The organism is Sinomicrobium endophyticum, from assembly GCF_052983315.1.
In genome coordinates this window covers 40,993-58,321 of record NZ_JBRKIS010000018.1, presented here as the reverse complement: position 1 = coordinate 58,321, position 17,329 = coordinate 40,993, and the positions used below count along the sequence as shown (strand labels likewise).

Genomic DNA, 17,329 nt, shown 5'->3' with positions numbered 1-17,329 from the left:
AAGCAGGTATTACAAAAAGACGGTAAGAAATGGATTCCCATATCGGTGCATATACATCACCGTATTGATGGGATTGCCGGCCAGTTCCGGAAAGAATTGAATAAATAGAACACAAAAAGCAGAGTTATGAATTTTAGAAATTTTCCTATGGTGCCCAGGGTTATCTTTGGCCGTGGCAGTTTTGACCAGTTGGAAGAGATAATTGCTCCCAAACGTACCAAAACAGATTCACCGTTTATTTTTCTAGTAGATGATATTTTTGAAAATACCGATCTGGAAAAAAGAATACTGCTACATAATAAAGATAAAATTATTTTTGTCAATGCCGGGACGGAGCCCAAAACATCACAGGTAGATGCCCTTAAGGACCGGATCACAGAGGAATTTGACTTATTGCCTTCGGGAATAATAGGCATTGGCGGAGGAACGTTAATGGACCTGGCCAAAGCAGTAGCCATCATGCTTACTAACCCCGGATCTTCTGCAGATTACCAGGGATGGGATTTAGTGAAAGTTCCGGCATTGTACCATGTCGGGGTCCCGACCATTAGTGGTACAGGAGCCGAAGTTTCCAGAACTACGGTGCTGACCGGCCCGGAGAAAAAACTGGGTATTAATTCGGACTACACACCTTTTGATCAGGTGGTGCTGGACCCGGACCTATCTGCAGGTGTGCCTTTAAACCAATGGTTCTATACCGGAATGGACTGCTATATTCATTGTATAGAGTCGTTAACAGGAACCTATCTCAATGCTTTCAGTCAAAGTTATGGCGAAAAGTCCCTGGAGCTTTGCAACGAAGTTTTTCTTAACGGTTCGCTCCCCGAAGAAGAATCCAGGGATAAACTGATGATGGCTTCCTGGCACGGAGGTATGAGCATTGCCTATTCACAGGTGGGAGTAGCACATGCCATGAGTTATGGCTTGTCCTATTTGCTGGGAACCAGGCATGGTGTAGGAAATTGTATTGTTTTTGATTACCTGGAAGAATTTTACCCGAGTGGCGTAAAGCGGTTTAAGAAAATGGTCGACAGGCACGGTGTGGAGATTCCAAGAGGAGTATGTACGGCTCTGACGGATACGGAATTTGACACCATGATTAACGTATCCATGGGAATGGTACCGCTATGGGAAAATGCCCTGGGTAAAGATTGGCAGAAGGTCATTACCCGGAAAAAATTAAGAGAGATGTACGAAAAGATGTAAAAAACGCATTCGGAAAAATATGTAGAAACACCCGTAGTTATAAAGGCTTCGGGTGTTTTTTTGTCAATATTCCCGAATGAATTTTACAATTTCTTCGATCAGTCTGGTTCGGCCTCTTTCGGGACGGTCGAGAAATAAATAATGGGTTCCGGGAATAGTTACAACTCGTTTTTCATGGATATTAAGGTCTTTGTCCATAGCTTCTATATCCTCCGGTCTCGACCAGAAATCCAGTTCGCTTCGCATAATGAGAGAGGGAGTGGTTATGTCTCCGGCATCCCAGTATTTTTTACCGTTAGACATATAAAAGCTTTCTTCCCGGTACCCGCCGGGTACGATCATGGTGTCCCGTAGCGACGAAAGCTCTACGGCAGTTTCAGCATAAGCATCCGCAATGCGGGAATCCCTCCATTCATCCTTATCGGTAAGTGGTATGGTAGAGGTCCATTGCCTGGTGAGCGCATCTTTTGCAGATTTCCGGAAAAATCCCTGCTTGTTAAAGACTAAAGAATCTTTATCCGATTGGAAATACCGTTTTAATTCCCAGGGAGCATCCACACCATACAAGGAATTCAGAGAAATAAAATGTGCTAGTTTTTCGGGATACGTGGTTGCGTAATAACCACCCCAATGTCCCCCGGTTGCCCATCCGAAATATGAGACCTTGTCGGTATTTTCGCGTTTCCGGATAAAATCAACGGCTGCGTTGATATCTTTTGCGGCTTCCTTATAACTGCCCGTCACCAGGGTGGAGTCGGAAAAATCATAATCCGGAAGGGTGGATTTTTCCCAGCCACGTATATTCAACAGGTATACTTTAATGCCCTTACGTGCAATATCCGCTGCCAGTGATCCGTCCGGAACTTTAAGATCAAACGAAGCTATGGCGCCCGGACCTCCGCCGTGTACCATAAGCAAAGGGTAGCCATTAGCAGAATTATGACTTGTTGCCGATACTTCCCGAAGATGTAATTCCACATTATCCTGTCCTTTTATAAAATGATCCTTTCTCCTCAGGTCTTCTGTTCCTTTTTTGCCCGGAAAACAGGAAACAAGGAGAAAACAAAAAAATATCAGGGGCAAAAACTTTGCTGTACGATCTTTCATATGCATATATATTTTAAACATGAGATTTTCAGAGTAGAAATAAAGATAATAAAAAGCGACGTTTTTTTCGGAAACCGGTTTTTGTTTAAAACATGAAGTGTTGAAAAATGGTATGAAATAGAAAAATGAATGAAAAAAGGGCAAAAAAAAATTAATGGATATTTTTTTGTAATATATTCAAAATCAGTGTGTAAAATATTTTTAATTATTTATAATTAAGTACAAACGAATACAAACGAAAGTAATCGTTTAACTACCGATTAAGCGATAGCAGTGATTTTAAGTTTGTTCCGTTGGATGTTTAAAGTCCGGCAATACAAATTGTTTAACTATAAAATCATATAACTATGAATGCAATCAGAAACAAAGTACAGTTAATCGGTAGGTTAGGGCAGGACCCGGAATTTGTTAATTTTGAAAACGGGGGCAGGTTAGCCAGGTTTTCTATGGCTATTAACGATAACTATAAAGACAAAAACGGTGAAAAAGTAGAGCGTACCTATTGGCATAATATAATAGTACGCGGCGGCCTTGTGGATGTCGTGGAAAGTTATGTTTCCAAAGGGAAAGAGATAGCCGTCGAAGGCAAGCTTGCCACCCGTACCTGGGAAGACGAAAAAGGAAACAAGCGGCACATAACCGAAATAGTTTGTAGTGAACTACTTTTGCTGGGTAAATAAGCTGGTAAAAAATGCCCGTAGAAATGCTATCGGACAATCCTGTAGCTACGGGCATTTTTCTCCATACGGGTTTGGTGTTCGTGAAATATTACGGACATTTGATAACGATTAGAACAATGTATTTTTAGTTGGATCTTATGACAGATACAAAGCGTACATATCAGTATTTGAAAACACATTTTGGTTATGACAGTTTTCGTCCTAACCAGGAACAGATAGTAAACGATATATGTAACGGCAAAGATGTCCTAGCCATTATGCCGACGGGTGGAGGGAAATCCCTGTGTTTCCAGTTACCTGCCCTATTGATGGAAGGAACGGCCATAGTGATATCGCCGCTCATAGCATTGATGAAAGACCAGGTAGATGCACTTCGTGTAAACGGTGTGGAAGCTGCCTGTTATAATAGTAATCAAACCTCCGAAGAGCAATCCGGGTTATGGGAAACGCTCCGGAACGGAAAATTGAAATTGCTTTACGTGGCACCGGAAAGTCTGCAACAGATCATGCCTGTACTTTCCGGATGTACTATCAGTATGATAGCAGTAGACGAAGCCCATTGTATATCGGCCTGGGGCCATGATTTTCGTCCTGCTTATACCAGGCTTAGCGATTTGAAAAATTGTTTTCCCGGGATTCCCGTAGCGGCATTTACGGCAACCGCCGACGCGTCCACCAGGGAAGATATCATCCGGCAACTCGATATTCCCGAAGCAGCGCAATACGTAGCGTCTTTTGACCGGGAAAATATTTGTCTGGAAGTACGCCCCGGGAATAATCGCCTGAGACAGATCATTAATTTTCTGAAGGAGAGGCCGGACGAGAACGGAATTATCTATTGTCTGAGCCGTAAAGCCACGGAAAAACTGGCTGCCAAATTACAGCAAAACGGTTTTGAAGCAGGCGCGTACCACGCGGGAATGTCTTCGGGTCTGCGCACGTCCGTACAGGAAGATTTTATAAACGACCGTATAGGCATAGTTGTGGCTACTATAGCTTTTGGTATGGGGATAGATAAGAGCAACGTGCGCTGGGTTATTCACTATAACATGCCGAAAAACATAGAAGGATATTACCAGGAAATAGGTCGTAGTGGCCGTGACGGACTACCGGCACATGCACTTCTGTTCTACAGTTTTGCAGATGTAATACAACAACGGAAGTTTATGGAAGATTCTCCTACAAGGGATTTTCAACTGGCGAAACTGGAACGCATGCAGCAATTTTCGGAAACATTGCACTGTCGCAGAATAACTTTACTCAATTATTTTGGGGAACAACTGTCCGAAGATTGCGGTAATTGCGATGTATGTATGTCACCTCCCAGATATTTTGACGGAACACTGCTCTCGCAGAAAGTATGTTCGGCTGTAGCCAGGTTAAAGGAAAGAGAAGCTCTCGGAATGCTGACCGATGTTCTTCGGGGAGCACAAAATGCCGCGGTTTTGGAAAAAGGATATGACAAAGTAAAGACATACGGAGCAGTGAAAGATGTCTCCTGGAAAGATTTACAACAATATATCATCCAGATGATCAACCAGGGGATACTGGAGGTTAGGTTTCATGAAAACGGGAGATTGCTGTTGACATCCCTGGCAAAAGAAATACTTTTCAAAGACAAGAAAGTGAGACTGGCAGCCCTCGTACAAGAGAAAAAAGCACCGGCCAAAACAGGCAAAAGCAAAGTTGAAGATACTCTTTTCCTCAAACTCAGGGAACTGCGTTCTGCAATTGCGGCGGAGGAAAAGGTACCCGCTTATATCGTTTTCAGCGATGCTACCCTGAAGGATATGGAAGCCAAACTACCCTCCGACAAGGAAGAATTCGAAGATGTTGCAGGGGTAGGACAGGCCAAGAAAGAGAAGTATGCGGGGCGGTTTCTCAAAGTCATTGAAAAATACCGGCAATCTCTTCAAAAACAAATGCCTACGCACGACCAGACTTTTGCACTATACAAAGAAGGCCTTACGATAGAGGAAATAGCAGAAAAGCGGGACATTAAGACAGACACCGTTATGGGGCATTTGTTGAAAAAGAATGAAGAAGGAGAAGATATAGATCTTACACAATTCGTTTCACAGGAAGAAATACAGGAAATGGAAAAAGCCAGGGAAAAACTGGAAGCTCCCGACGCTCTTCGTCCGTACTTTGACTATTTTGAAGGAAAAATGCCGTACTGGAAGATACGGTACGGGCTTTACCTGAGTTCTACCTGATCAAAGTGAAGCACGTCATATTTTTAAATGTCCCTGTTTTATAAGTATGACAAAAAGATGTACCACGGATTGAGCCTTAAACTCTTTTTTCAGTTTCTTGATTTCCTTTTCTATAGTACTGAGACTGTTTGGGGTGATCTCCCTTTTCTTTAAATATTGGGCAATTTCCTGCTGCTGATAGCCATCGGCCATTTTCTTGATGATGATCTTTTGTATCCTGTTCATATTAAAATAACGCAATAATGTTCTCTTCTGATGTATAGATTTCGTGAAACTAATTCACTTTCCACCGGAGCGTACCGGAGATAACCGACCGACACCAATCCGGGTGTCCGGTCTATGGAATTTTATATTCCAGTTTGTTTATTATTAGAGTATAACTTCCAAAATACGATTTTATGATTTTCGGACAGCTTATTTTTTGCCGAACGAAACTTTTAATCAAAGTTATTGGAGGTTTTTGACGGATTTACACACGAAATCGTGTCGAAACTATAGTTTTGGTTAAAACATGTAACCCGGTGGCTTCGATACACCCTTCGCTGCGCTTGGGCACTCAGCCGCCTACGCTCTGGCCCAAACCTGCAACTGAAACCTGCAACCTGGAACTCTACACCCCGCGATACTCCGAAGGTGCTACCCCTTTACAGCGCTTAAAGATCCGGTGGAAATAGGAAAGACTGTTAAAACCGGAAGCGTAGCATACATCGGAAATTGACCGGGAAGTATTTTCCTCCAGCAGTGTCTTGCAGGCGAAACTTATCCGGATGTCATTCAGGAATTCAACAAAGGATTTTCCTGTTTTTACCTTGAAATACCGGCAAAAGGCGGTTTTGTTCATTCCGGCATAAAAAGAGATCTCTGTGAGCGACAGTTCTTCCTGGAAGTGAAGCATGATGTACTGAAGTATTTTATTGAGCTTTTTGTCCCCCGAATTAAATTGATCAATCCATGCGGGAGTGGCCAGGTGTATCTTTTCTTTTTGTTGCAGATGGTACAATATTCGCAAAAAGAAGAGCGTGTTTTCCTGAATATTACCGTTTGTGGTCTTCCGGAAAATTTTATAGGCCTTTTTTCCGGGCGAAGGGAAGAACAAGCCTGTAACAGAATGTTTTATCAGAGAGGAAATATAGCCGAATTCAATGGAATTTTCATAAAACCCCCGGATAAACTCATCTCCGAAATGTACGACGTAAGCTTCGGAAACCTCTTCGTCTCCGGAAGAAAGGGCAACCGGTGAAGTTTCAAACATATGTGGCAGGTGCGATCCGATCAGGAATACGTTTCCCGGTTGATAAGGCCCGATATGGTCCCCCACATAAACCGTCCCCCTGCCTTTGGAAATATATACCAGCTCGTATTCCGGATGGTAATGCCAGAGTTTCAGGAACTCCTTTTCCCGGTGGAGTGAAACTTTAAAATTTGTTTCCAGGTTTTTATGCAGGAAATGTAAATCCATCTGCTGTTTTTTAATAACACTGCATTAATGCAAATATCGTACAACTCAGAGCAAATATATAGGAACTTTTCATTGAAAAAACCATTTACTTTTGAAATTTCAGGAATATGGTTCTCCCGGAGGGATAAAGAATAAACCCCGGAAGCGCAGCACATCATTTTGTAAATACTATTTTTTATTACATAATCATTGGAACGATTTTTAAAAATACACCCTAAGGATAACGTAGTCGTGGCCCTTACGGATCTGAACAAAACGGACAAGGTAGTCATAGAAGGCAAAGAGCTGGAATTGACAGAAGACGTCCCTGTGAAACACAAATTCACCCTGGAGCCGATGAAAGAAGGAGATACTGTGTATATGTACGGTGTCCCTGTCGGAAAAGTGGTTGCTGCGCTTCCTGCCGGGAGCATGCTTACTACCGAAAATACCAGGCATGTGGCAGCGCCCTACCGGATAGGTACGCAGGAGTATAAATATAAACAACCATCGGTAGACCGGTACACCCATCGCACTTTTCAGGGCTTTCACAGAAAAGACGGCCAGGTTGGTACGGGTAATTACTGGCTGTTTGTGCCGTTGGTTTTTTGCCAGAACCGGAACCTGAAAATATTACAGGAAGCCCTGGAAACCGAATTGGGGTTCCGTAAAGAGAACCCGTATAAACTCCAGGTAAGGGAACTCGCCGGAAAATTTAACGGTATGGCCAGGGAAACCGGGAATACCATAGAAACACCGAAGATATTCCCTAATGTAGACGGTATAAAATTCCTTACACATGAAGGAGGGTGCGGTGGTACAAGACAGGATGCACAATTATTGGTCAACCTGCTGGCAGGCTATATCCGGCATCCTAATGTTGCCGGGGCAACGGTGTTAAGCCTTGGATGTCAGCATGCGCAAATGTCCATGCTCGAAGAAGCCCTGGGGCGGGGAGGGGGAGAATCCGGTAAGCCGCTGCTCTTTTTCGAACAGCAAAAATATCCGTCCGAACATGTCATGTTGGAGGAAATCATTCAGGCGACTTTTGACGGACTGGTAGAAGCAAATAAAAATTACAGGCAACCGGCACCGTTGAATAAACTTACCCTGGGACTGGAATGCGGTGGTTCTGACGGTTTCTCCGGGATTTCCGCCAACCCCCTGATAGGAGTAGTGGCAGATCGAATTAATGCCCTGAAAGGAAAAAGCATTCTTTCCGAATTTCCGGAGCTATGCGGGGTGGAACAGGATCTTATAGATCGGTGTATGCAAAGAGAGACTGCCGAAAAGTTTGTTCGCCTGATGGAGAATTACGAAGCGAGGGCCCATGAAGTAGGCTCCGGATTCGATATGAACCCTTCCCCGGGAAATATCCGGGACGGATTGATCACGGATGCCATAAAATCTGCCGGAGCAGCTACAAAAGGCGGGAGAAGCCCGGTAGCCGATGTACTGGATTATGGCGAATACGCCACCAGGGAAGGCCTTAATCTTCTCTGTACGCCGGGTAACGATGTGGAGTCTACTACAGGACTGGCAGGCTCCGGGGCGAATATTATTCTTTTTTCCACAGGACTTGGAACCCCTACCGGGAACCCGGTATGTCCGGTAGTGAAAATTTCATCCAATTCCATGCTTCCTCAAAAAATGAAAGACATTATAGATTTCGATGCAGGAAGGCTTTTCTCCGGCGGAATGTCGCAGGAAGCACTGGCGGATGAATTGATGGAGCTTATCATAGCAGTGGCAAGCGGGGAAAAACCAACCTGTGCCCAAAAGTTGCAGCAGGACGATTTTATTCCCTGGAAAAGAGGGATATCTTTGTAAAATAACACCCCCGGACAAAAGGGGAGTGTCCTCGATAAATTATAAAAAAAAACGGCAGACTGCCCTGTAGTTTGCCGATGTATAAAAACAAAACAAATACAAAATGTCAAAAAATGTAATCATTACCGGGGGAGGGTCCGGTATCGGGGCTGCTATCAGTCGTATTTTTCTGGATAAAGGACACACGGTTTTTATGCTCGAGAGAAATGTGGAAAGTGCCGGGGAAGCTTTTTCCGGGTATGGGGAAGATAAATTGCGTATTATCCCCTGTGATGTCAGCGATCAGTCCCGGGTGGTACAAATTATCGATGATATAGCCGCTTCCGCTACCATTGATGTTCTCATAAATAATGCAGGAATATCACATATAGGCACAGTAGAGACCACTGCCGAAGAAGATATGGACAAACTTTTTGCGGTCAACGTAAAGGGAGTGTATAACTGTATCCATGCCGCCATACCACATATGAAAAAAAACGGGGGAGGGACCATTCTCAATATGGCTTCCATAGCTTCACATGTAGGAATAGCCGATCGTTTTGCGTATTCCATGACCAAAGGAGCCGTACTGGCTATGACCTATTCAGTGGCCAAAGATTACGTGGCGGACGGTATCCGCTGTAACAGTATTTCTCCGGCAAGAGTGCACACACCGTTTGTCGATGGGTTCCTGGCTAAAAATTATCCCGGAAAAGAAAAGGAAATGTACGACAAACTGTCGAAGACCCAACCCATAGGGCGAATGGCCAAACCGGATGAAGTAGCAAAACTGGCCTATTTTCTTTGCTCGGATGATGCCTCTTTCACGACAGGGACCGATTATCCCCTGGACGGTGGATTCATTAAACTGAACAGCTAGAAAGAAATCATGCTACACCGGAAAATAAGTTAATTACATAAATTCATAAAAACACAACGAATGAAATTATTCAGATTTGGCCCTGAAGGCAAAGAAAAACCAGGAGTTGAATTACCGGACGGCAAGCAACTGGATGTAAGTGCTTTCGGGGAGGATTATAACGAAGATTTTTTTGAAGGGAATGGTATCGGACGCCTGCAGGACTGGCTAAAGGAAAACCAGGATAAATGCCCCGAAGTACCTGCAGGGTTTCGTTTTGGCCCTGTGGTAAAGCGGCCTTCCAAACTTGTATGTATAGGTCTTAATTATGCAAAACACGCGGCGGAGAGTGGTATGGATGTACCTAAGGAGCCCGTGGTATTTTTTAAAGCAACTTCCTCTATCGTAGGTCCTAATGATCCCGTAGTAATTCCACGCGGTTCTGAAAAGACCGACTGGGAAGTGGAACTGGCAGTGGTTATCGGCAAAAAAGCTTCTTACGTAACCAAAGAAGAGGCTATGGACTATGTAGCGGGTTATGCGCTACACAACGATTACAGCGAACGTGCCTACCAGTTGGAACGCGGCGGACAATGGGTTAAAGGAAAAAGTTGCGACACCTTTGCTCCCTTGGGTCCATACCTGGTAACTGCAGACGAAAAGCTGGACCCGAATAACCTGAACCTGTGGCTGAAAGTCAACGGGGAAATGCTGCAAAATTCCAATACCTCCGATTTTATTTTTGATATCCCGACGGTAATTAGTTACCTCAGCGAGTTTATGACCCTGCTCCCGGGCGATGTCATTTCCACGGGTACCCCGGCCGGTGTCGGACTCGGATTTCAACCACCGCGTTACCTCAAACCGGGAGATGTAGTAGAACTGGGCATAGAAGGCCTGGGATCTTCAAGACAGGAAGCTGTAGCTTATAAAGAGCGATAATATAGCGGATAAACTAAAAGAAAATCGGGAATTTTTCCCGGTTTTCCGTGTAAGGGATTAAACAAGCTCTTAAACAGAGAAACAAGTAGTATGAATATAGATGCCCATCAGCATTTCTGGCAGTACCATCCGGAAAAGGATGCGTGGATAGATGAGACCATGGAGACGATACGGCGGGATTTTATGCCGTCGGACCTGCAACCCGTTCTGGAAAATAACGGAATGGATGGCTGTGTGGCTGTACAGGCGAGCCAGTCGGAAGAGGAAACAGTGTTCCTGCTGGAATGCGCACGGCAAAATCCGTTTGTAAAGGCTGTAATAGGCTGGGTAGATCTGCAGGCGGAAAATGTAAAAGGGGCACTTACCCGGTTTTCGGAAGATCCCCGTTTCCGGGGAGTACGGCATGTTGTACAGGGAGAGCCGGATGATTTTATGTTCCGTCCCGCTTTCCGCAAGGGAATAGCCGAACTGGAACCGATGGGACTTACTTACGATATTCTCGTATATGCCCGTCAGTTACCCGCAGCCATAGATCTCGTGCGCAAATTTCCCGAACAGCGTTTTGTGCTGGACCATATCGCTAAACCTGCAATTTCTGCAGGACCGGATAAAGAATGGACCGAAAACATTCACCTTCTTGCTCAAAGTGATAATGTGTACTGTAAATTGTCCGGTATGGTCACCGAAACCGCAAACCGGAAGTGGCAACAGGATGATTTTACACCTTTCCTGGAAATCGTAACGGAAGCCTTCGGAACAGACAGGCTTGTGTACGGGTCGGATTGGCCGGTGTGCCTGCTTGCGGCGGAATATGACAAGGTGCTGAAGATCGTGCGCGATTTTTACAGCGAAAGTGAACTACCTAAGATCATGGGACAAAATGCCATAGGGTTTTATGGCATTCCCGAAAAATAAAATACTATTAACAACCAAAACCCAATACTTATGAAAACCTTACAATTCGCAGTATTAGCCGCTTTGCTGACTATAAGCTGCAAGCAAAAACCAACGGCAGAAGAGGAGAAAGCCGAACCAAAGGAGGCAGTAAATTATCTGGAAGAACCGAAAGAAGCTTTTGACGAACGCATGGCCTGGTGGCGCGATGCCAGGTTTGGAATGTTTATACATTGGGGAGCATACGCCGTACCGGCAGGCAGATATGAAGGAAAGGAAGTCAACGGTATAGGGGAGTGGATTATGCAGAATGCTAAAATCCCCATAGATGTATATGAAGGCTACGCAAGGGAATTTAACCCTACCGCTTTTAATGCGGAAGAATGGGTGAGCCGGATGAAAAATGCAGGAATGAAATATATGGTGATCACCTCCAAACACCATGACGGTTTTTGCCTGTGGGATTCCGAAGTTACGGATTATGATATCATTGATTTTTCGCCCTATGATAAAGATATTCTCAAAGCACTTTCCGATGCCTGTAAGGCACAGGGAATAAAATTCGGTTTGTACCATTCCATTATGGACTGGCACCATCCCGATGCCCAGGCCGATACATATGCCGGAGGAGAACCCTCCGAAAATAACGAAGAACGCTTTGCGGATTACCTGGAGAACTACCTGAAACCGCAGTTGAAAGAACTGGTCGACAATTACGATCCGGCAATCCTTTGGTTTGACGGGGAATGGGAAAAAGAATTCACCCATGAACAGGGACTGGAACTCTATCAGTACGTGCGTGAACTGAACCCCGATATTATCATTAATAATCGTGTGGATAAAGGGAGAAAAGGAATGCAGGGGATGAACAAGGACGATAGTGATTACGCGGGAGATTTTGGTACCCCCGAACAGGAAATCCTCGACGGTACTTCTGAGCTGGACTGGGAATCGTGTATGACCATGAACGATACCTGGGGATATAAAACTGATGATCAGAACTGGAAGTCTTCAAAAGAATTGATTCGCAATCTGGTTGATGCGGCAGCCAAAGGAGGAAATTACCTGCTGAATATAGGGCCGGATGCCAAAGGGAATATCCCGGAAGCCAGTCTGGAAAGACTTGCAGATGTGGGAGCGTGGATGAAAGTTAACGGGGAAGCTGTGTACGGTACGGAAAGCCCGGAATCCGGATATAAAGAAGGGGATAACATACGCTTCACCAGGAAAAAGGATACACCTTTTTACTACGCCGTTACTTTTGAAAAACCCGGAAAAACTTTCCATATGGAAAAACTGAAACCGGAAGAAGGCTCGGAACTGGTTATGCTCGGCTACAAACAACCATTGGAATGGGACTACAGTGAAGAATCGGGACTTGTAATTTCAGTTCCGGAAGAAGCACTACGGGCAACCGGGAATACAGAAGCCTGGACATTTAAAATAAAAACAGTAACGGAGTAAATTCCCACCTTAAACATGAAAAAAATAAAATACGTAAAAATACTGGCATATACTGTCCTGGGGATTGCCTTTCTTTCCTGTAATCAGAAAACAGGTACGAAAAATATTTCGGATGCAGGAGAACAAAAGGGTGACGAATTCTGGTATCGCCAGCCCGCCATGGAATGGATGGAAGCGCTCCCGGTAGGGAACGGACGTTTCGGCGCTATGGTTTTCGGAGACCCGTCACACGAAAGGATTCAGTTAAATGAAGATTCTATGTGGCCGGGTGGTCCTGACCTCGGAGACTCGAAAGGTACCGTAGAAGACCTGGAGTACCTTCGGAAACTTTTAAGAGAGGGGAAGACTCATGAAGCGGATAAAGAGATCGTAGAACGTTTTTCCTATAAAACGATCACCAAATCGCACCAGACTATGGGCGATTTGTATATAGATTTCGAAGGAGATAAAAACATAGAGAACTATAAGCGTTCCCTGAGCCTGGACAATGCCCTGGTTTCGGTGGAATACACGGCAGACGGAAATATGTATACGGAAAAAGTGTTTACTTCCGCTGCGGATGATGTATTGGTTATCGAACTTACGACCACGGCAGAAAAAGGAATGGATCTCAGCCTGAAACTGGATCGTCCCGAAGACCACGGACATCCTACCGTATCCGTCTCTGCTTTGCCATCCGGGGAGCTTAGTATGAAAGGAACCGTAACACAATACGGAGGTGCAGTGGGCTCCGAACCGCATCCTATGGACTACGGGGTTAATTTTGAAACCAGGCTCCGGGTAAAACACGAATCGGGAACTGTGACGGGAGATAAAGGGACATTACGGCTGGAAAATGTAAAAAAAGTCACCCTGCTTCTTGCCGGGGCCACGTCTTTTTATCATGACGATTACGAAGAAGAAAATACCAGGACATTGGATGCTGTTCAGAACCGGACTTTTGAAGAACTTCTGGAATCGCATAAAACCGATTACCGGAAATTCTATGACCGCGTAACCCTGGACCTGGGGGGAGATGAACTGGACTCTTTGCCCACGGATAAAAGACTGGCCAGGATCAAAGAGGGCAACGATGACCCGGACCTTATGGCAAAACTGTTCCAGTACGGAAGATACCTGCTTATTTCTTCTTCCCGTCCGGGGACAAATCCGGCTAACCTACAAGGCATATGGAATGAGCATATCGAAGCTCCCTGGAATGCGGACTATCACCTCAACATAAACCTGCAGATGAATTACTGGCCTGCCGGCGTCACCAATTTAAGTGAATTGCATCAACCGTTATTTGACTTTGGTGACCGATTGATCGAGCGTGGAAAAATTACCGCTAAAGAACAGTACGGCATAAACAGGGGTGCAGTAGTACACCATGCCACAGATTTATGGGCACCTGCATGGATGCGCGCGGAAAAACCCTATTGGGGATCCTGGATACACGGAGGAGGGTGGCTCGCGCAACACTATTGGGAGCATTACCGGTTTACAGGAGATACCGCTTTTTTACGTAACCGGGCTTATCCGGCCTTAAAGGCTTTTGCAGGATTTTACCTGGACTGGCTGGTACAGGATGAAAACGGTAAGTGGATATCCGTGCCGGAAACTTCCCCGGAAAACTCTTATTTGGCAGAAGACGGAAAATCTGCGGCAGTGTCAGCCGGATCGGCCATGGGACACCAGATCATCGGGGAAGTCTTCGAGAATACACTCAGTGCGGCGAAAGATCTCGGGATAGAAGATGAATTCATCAAAGAAGTAAAGCAAAAAAGAAAAGACCTCTTTCCCGGGGTTGTTGTAGGTCAGGACGGGAGAATATTGGAATGGAACCATGCGTATGAAGAACCGGAAAAAGGGCACAGACATATGTCGCACCTCTATGCATTGCACCCGGGAAGCAAGATCACTTCTGCCGATAAAGAAACGTTTGAAGCGGCCAAAAAGACGATCGGATACCGCCTCGAACACGGTGGAGCGGGAACGGGCTGGAGCAGGGCATGGATGATAAGCTTTAATGCCCGCCTGTTTGACAAAGTTTCGGCGGAAGATAACATCCGGAAATTTTTAGAGATATCCATTGCAGATAATATGTTCGATATGCACCCGCCGTTTCAGATAGACGGAAATTTCGGGTATACCGCCGGTGTTGCGGAATTGCTGATGCAGTCCCACGAAGGGTTTATCCGTCTGTTGCCTGCCCTTCCCGAAAACTGGCCTGACGGAAAAGTGGAAGGACTCGTGGCGCGGGGGAACATTATGGTGGATATGGTATGGAAAGATAGTAAACTTACCGCCCTGGCCCTGTATTCCGATCAGGCCCGGACATGTAAACTATGGTACGACGGAACCGAAAAAGAAGTTCAGTTGCCGGAAGGGGAAAAAATATGGTTTGGACCGGATTTGGAAAAGGAATAAGTAATAGCCGATAATTTTTGGAATCCGTTTCGTATAACGGAATAAAACAATATAAAACACAAATGTTAAATCGTTAATAATAGGGCACAGAAATTTTTTTTAAGCTAATTTTAGCCCTTAAATTGTGCCGGAAACAGGAAAATGAAGGTATGAACTTACATTTAGAGCAAAAAGTGATTATAGTAACCGGGGGTGCCAAAGGCATCGGTTACGGAATATGTGAAGTATTGGCAGAAGAAGGAGCTCTCCCGGTTATTGTGGGGAGAAATGAAGAGGACAATGCTAAAGCAGTAAGCTCCATTAAGGAAAAAGGAGGAGAAGCTTATTCCCTCATAGGAGAATTGACAGATCCCCAGGCATGTAAAAATGCTATTGAAAACGTACTGGAAAAATTCGGAAGGATAGATGGTCTCGTAAATAATGCAGGGGTCAACGATGGCGTTAGCCTGGAAAACGGTTCGTATGAGAGTTTTATAGCATCTATCAACAAAAATCTCACCCATTACTACCTCATGGCCCATTATGCATTGCCGGAGTTGAAAAAAACAAAAGGATCTATCGTAAATATCGGCTCTAAAACTTCGCTTACCGGGCAGGGAGGTACTTCCGGGTATGCGGCGGCCAACGGAGGACGCAATGCGCTTACCAGGGAATGGGCGGTGGAATTGCTACCCTACGGTATACGTGTCAATGCCGTGATCGTGTCCGAATGTTATACCCCCTTATATGAAAAATGGATAAAAACATTCCCGGATCCGGAAGAGAAATTAAGTGCCATTACAGAAAAAATCCCACTGGAAAACCGGATGACCACAGCGGAGGAAATAGCCAATGCCGTAGCATTTTTGTTATCGGAGAAATCCAGTCACACTACCGGGCAACTCGTATTCGTAGACGGGGGATACGTACACCTGGACCGGGCTTTAACCTGAGAAATAATCAATAGCTATACCCAAGATCAATCAGTTTTAATTTAAAACCCATACTATAGTGAAGAAAGACACATTACCCCCTGTGGTTTCCAGGAAAAACCTTATTCCTTTTATTTTAGTTACTTCCTTATTTGCCCTCTGGGGTTTTGCCAATGCGGTTACGGATCCTATGGTACAGGCATTTAAAAAAGTCCTGGAACTCAGTAACTCCCAGGCGGCATGGGTACAGATGGCATTTTACGGCGGTTATTTTTGCATGGCACTCCCTGCGGCGTTATTTGTGAGAAAATATTCGTATAAAACCGGGGTACTTATAGGGCTCGCCCTGTATGCCGGAGGGGCTTTACTGTTCTACCCGGCAGCTATTACGGAGAAGTTCTGGTTTTTCTGTCTTGGCCTTTATATCCTTACTTTCGGACTGGCGTTCCTGGAAACAACGGCAAATCCTTATATTCTTGCGATGGGTGACACCAGGACCGCGACGCAAAGGCTGAACCTGGCTCAGGCATTCAATCCGCTTGGCCTGGTGATGGGACTGTTGGTGGCCCAGCAATTTGTATTGCGAAAGCTGCAGTCGGTAGACGTAGAGGATTTCGGTGCCCTGGACGAAGCCACCAAAGTAATGATACGTACTTCCGATCTTATGGTGATACGTGACCCTTATGTGGGATTGGGATTGGTAATCATTGCCGTATTTGTGCTTATCATAGTGAGCAAAATGCCGCAGGTAAAGGACGAAGGAGGAATTCCCAGCCTTGGAGAAACGTTCTCCGGGCTTTTCAAAAATAAAAAATATACACTTGGAGTACTGGCCCAGGTACTTTATGTAGGTGCACAGATCATGTGCTGGACCTACATATACCAGTATGCCGAAGCCATAGGCGTAAGTAGCGACGATGCAGCCTATTATCAGTTTATAGCCTTTATCCTCTTTCTGGTAGGCAGGGCTATAGGTACTTATATGCTGCGGTTTATGAGCTCCGGAAAATTGCTGATGCTGTTTGCCTTTTTGGGTATTGCTTTTTCCTTAGGCACGATCTGGATACAAGGTATCCTAGGTTTGTATTGTATTGTGGGTATATCTTTTGCCATGTCTCTCATGTTCCCCACAATTTACGGGATAGCGCTGGAAGGACTTAGCGAAGAAGAATCTAAAATTGGGGCTGCCGGTTTAGTAATGGCCATTGTAGGAGGAGCTTTGATGCCACAGTTACAGGCACTTATTATTGATATAGGAGGTTCCGGTGTGGCAGACGTTACGATAGCCGGAGTATCCGAGGTGAATTTTTCATTTATACTGCCTTTACTGTGCTTTGTGTACATAAGTGGTTATGGCAAATGGGTACATAATAAAGTGTATTAGAGAATATTTG

At 45.0% G+C, this 17,329-nt stretch carries 14 protein-coding genes; 11 read left to right on the top strand and 3 right to left on the bottom strand.

All coding sequences use genetic code 11. The features are described 5' to 3' along the window. The first annotated feature begins 126 nt into the window (after window positions 1-126). Window positions 127-1,206, top strand: a complete 1,080-nt coding sequence (locus tag ACVBDU_RS04935; RefSeq protein ID WP_447178653.1) for an iron-containing alcohol dehydrogenase family protein — start codon at window positions 127-129, stop codon at window positions 1,204-1,206. Window positions 1,207-1,269: 63 nt separating this feature from the next. Here ACVBDU_RS04935 and ACVBDU_RS04930 read toward each other — a convergent pair whose 3' ends face one another. Next, window positions 1,270-2,313, bottom strand: coding sequence for an alpha/beta fold hydrolase (locus ACVBDU_RS04930; protein WP_447178652.1), 1,044 nt, complete (start codon window positions 2,311-2,313; stop codon window positions 1,270-1,272). 347 nt (window positions 2,314-2,660) lie between these two features. Here ACVBDU_RS04930 and ACVBDU_RS04925 point away from each other — a divergent pair, with 347 nt between their 5' ends. Then, entirely contained in the window at window positions 2,661-2,993 is a 333-nt protein-coding gene (locus tag ACVBDU_RS04925; protein WP_447178651.1) for a single-stranded DNA-binding protein, read from the top strand. A gap of 167 nt (window positions 2,994-3,160) precedes the next feature. After that, window positions 3,161-5,209: a DNA helicase RecQ gene (recQ, locus tag ACVBDU_RS04920; RefSeq protein ID WP_447178650.1), complete on the top strand. Its 2,049-nt coding sequence runs from the start codon at window positions 3,161-3,163 to the stop codon at window positions 5,207-5,209. Between the two features lie 15 nt (window positions 5,210-5,224). Here recQ and ACVBDU_RS04915 read toward each other — a convergent pair whose 3' ends face one another. Then, the gene (locus tag ACVBDU_RS04915) at window positions 5,225-5,434 is read right to left on the bottom strand and encodes a hypothetical protein (RefSeq protein WP_447178649.1); all 210 of its coding nucleotides are present in this window, start codon (window positions 5,432-5,434) and stop codon (window positions 5,225-5,227) included. A gap of 385 nt (window positions 5,435-5,819) precedes the next feature. Beyond that, window positions 5,820-6,668: an AraC family transcriptional regulator gene (locus ACVBDU_RS04910; protein WP_447178648.1), complete on the bottom strand. Its 849-nt coding sequence runs from the start codon at window positions 6,666-6,668 to the stop codon at window positions 5,820-5,822. A 189-nt stretch (window positions 6,669-6,857) separates the two neighbouring features. Between ACVBDU_RS04910 and ACVBDU_RS04905 the strand changes: the two genes are divergently transcribed. From ACVBDU_RS04905 to fucP, 8 genes are all read left to right on the top strand, one after another. Then, window positions 6,858-8,477 (top strand): UxaA family hydrolase, encoded by a 1,620-nt coding sequence (locus tag ACVBDU_RS04905; protein WP_447178647.1) that lies wholly within the window; start codon window positions 6,858-6,860, stop codon window positions 8,475-8,477. A gap of 103 nt (window positions 8,478-8,580) precedes the next feature. Then, window positions 8,581-9,336 carry an SDR family NAD(P)-dependent oxidoreductase gene (locus ACVBDU_RS04900; RefSeq protein ID WP_447178646.1) on the top strand — a complete coding sequence of 252 codons (756 nt, stop codon included), beginning with the start codon at window positions 8,581-8,583 and terminating at the stop codon, window positions 9,334-9,336. A gap of 60 nt (window positions 9,337-9,396) precedes the next feature. Beyond that, window positions 9,397-10,257, top strand: a complete 861-nt coding sequence (locus tag ACVBDU_RS04895; RefSeq protein ID WP_447178645.1) for a fumarylacetoacetate hydrolase family protein — start codon at window positions 9,397-9,399, stop codon at window positions 10,255-10,257. Window positions 10,258-10,347: 90 nt separating this feature from the next. After that, window positions 10,348-11,172, top strand: a complete 825-nt coding sequence (locus ACVBDU_RS04890) for an amidohydrolase family protein (RefSeq protein WP_447178644.1) — start codon at window positions 10,348-10,350, stop codon at window positions 11,170-11,172. A 30-nt stretch (window positions 11,173-11,202) separates the two neighbouring features. Then, window positions 11,203-12,615, top strand: coding sequence for an alpha-L-fucosidase (locus ACVBDU_RS04885; protein ID WP_447178643.1), 1,413 nt, complete (start codon window positions 11,203-11,205; stop codon window positions 12,613-12,615). Between the two features lie 15 nt (window positions 12,616-12,630). After that, the gene (locus ACVBDU_RS04880) at window positions 12,631-15,024 is read left to right on the top strand and encodes a glycoside hydrolase family 95 protein (RefSeq protein WP_447178642.1); all 2,394 of its coding nucleotides are present in this window, start codon (window positions 12,631-12,633) and stop codon (window positions 15,022-15,024) included. Between the two features lie 149 nt (window positions 15,025-15,173). After that, window positions 15,174-15,956 carry an L-fucose dehydrogenase gene (locus ACVBDU_RS04875; RefSeq protein ID WP_447178641.1) on the top strand — a complete coding sequence of 261 codons (783 nt, stop codon included), beginning with the start codon at window positions 15,174-15,176 and terminating at the stop codon, window positions 15,954-15,956. A gap of 58 nt (window positions 15,957-16,014) precedes the next feature. After that, a complete protein-coding gene (gene fucP, locus ACVBDU_RS04870) occupies window positions 16,015-17,319 on the top strand; it encodes an L-fucose:H+ symporter permease (RefSeq protein WP_447178640.1) in 1,305 nt (434 codons plus the stop codon). Window positions 17,320-17,329 lie beyond the last annotated feature (10 nt).

Bases quoted from the DNA above. Each gene is read 5' to 3' on its own strand.
- ACVBDU_RS04935 (WP_447178653.1), top strand. From the start codon at position 127: ATGAATTTTAGAAATTTTCCTATGGTGCCCAGGGTTATCTTTGGCCGT.
- ACVBDU_RS04930 (WP_447178652.1), bottom strand. From the start codon at position 2,313: ATGAAAGATCGTACAGCAAAGTTTTTGCCCCTGATATTTTTTTGTTTT.
- ACVBDU_RS04925 (WP_447178651.1), top strand. From the start codon at position 2,661: ATGAATGCAATCAGAAACAAAGTACAGTTAATCGGTAGGTTAGGGCAG.
- ACVBDU_RS04915 (WP_447178649.1), bottom strand. From the start codon at position 5,434: ATGAACAGGATACAAAAGATCATCATCAAGAAAATGGCCGATGGCTAT.
- ACVBDU_RS04910 (WP_447178648.1), bottom strand. From the start codon at position 6,668: ATGGATTTACATTTCCTGCATAAAAACCTGGAAACAAATTTTAAAGTT.
- ACVBDU_RS04900 (WP_447178646.1), top strand. From the start codon at position 8,581: ATGTCAAAAAATGTAATCATTACCGGGGGAGGGTCCGGTATCGGGGCT.
- ACVBDU_RS04895 (WP_447178645.1), top strand. From the start codon at position 9,397: ATGAAATTATTCAGATTTGGCCCTGAAGGCAAAGAAAAACCAGGAGTT.
- ACVBDU_RS04890 (WP_447178644.1), top strand. From the start codon at position 10,348: ATGAATATAGATGCCCATCAGCATTTCTGGCAGTACCATCCGGAAAAG.
- ACVBDU_RS04885 (WP_447178643.1), top strand. From the start codon at position 11,203: ATGAAAACCTTACAATTCGCAGTATTAGCCGCTTTGCTGACTATAAGC.
- ACVBDU_RS04880 (WP_447178642.1), top strand. From the start codon at position 12,631: ATGAAAAAAATAAAATACGTAAAAATACTGGCATATACTGTCCTGGGG.
- ACVBDU_RS04875 (WP_447178641.1), top strand. From the start codon at position 15,174: ATGAACTTACATTTAGAGCAAAAAGTGATTATAGTAACCGGGGGTGCC.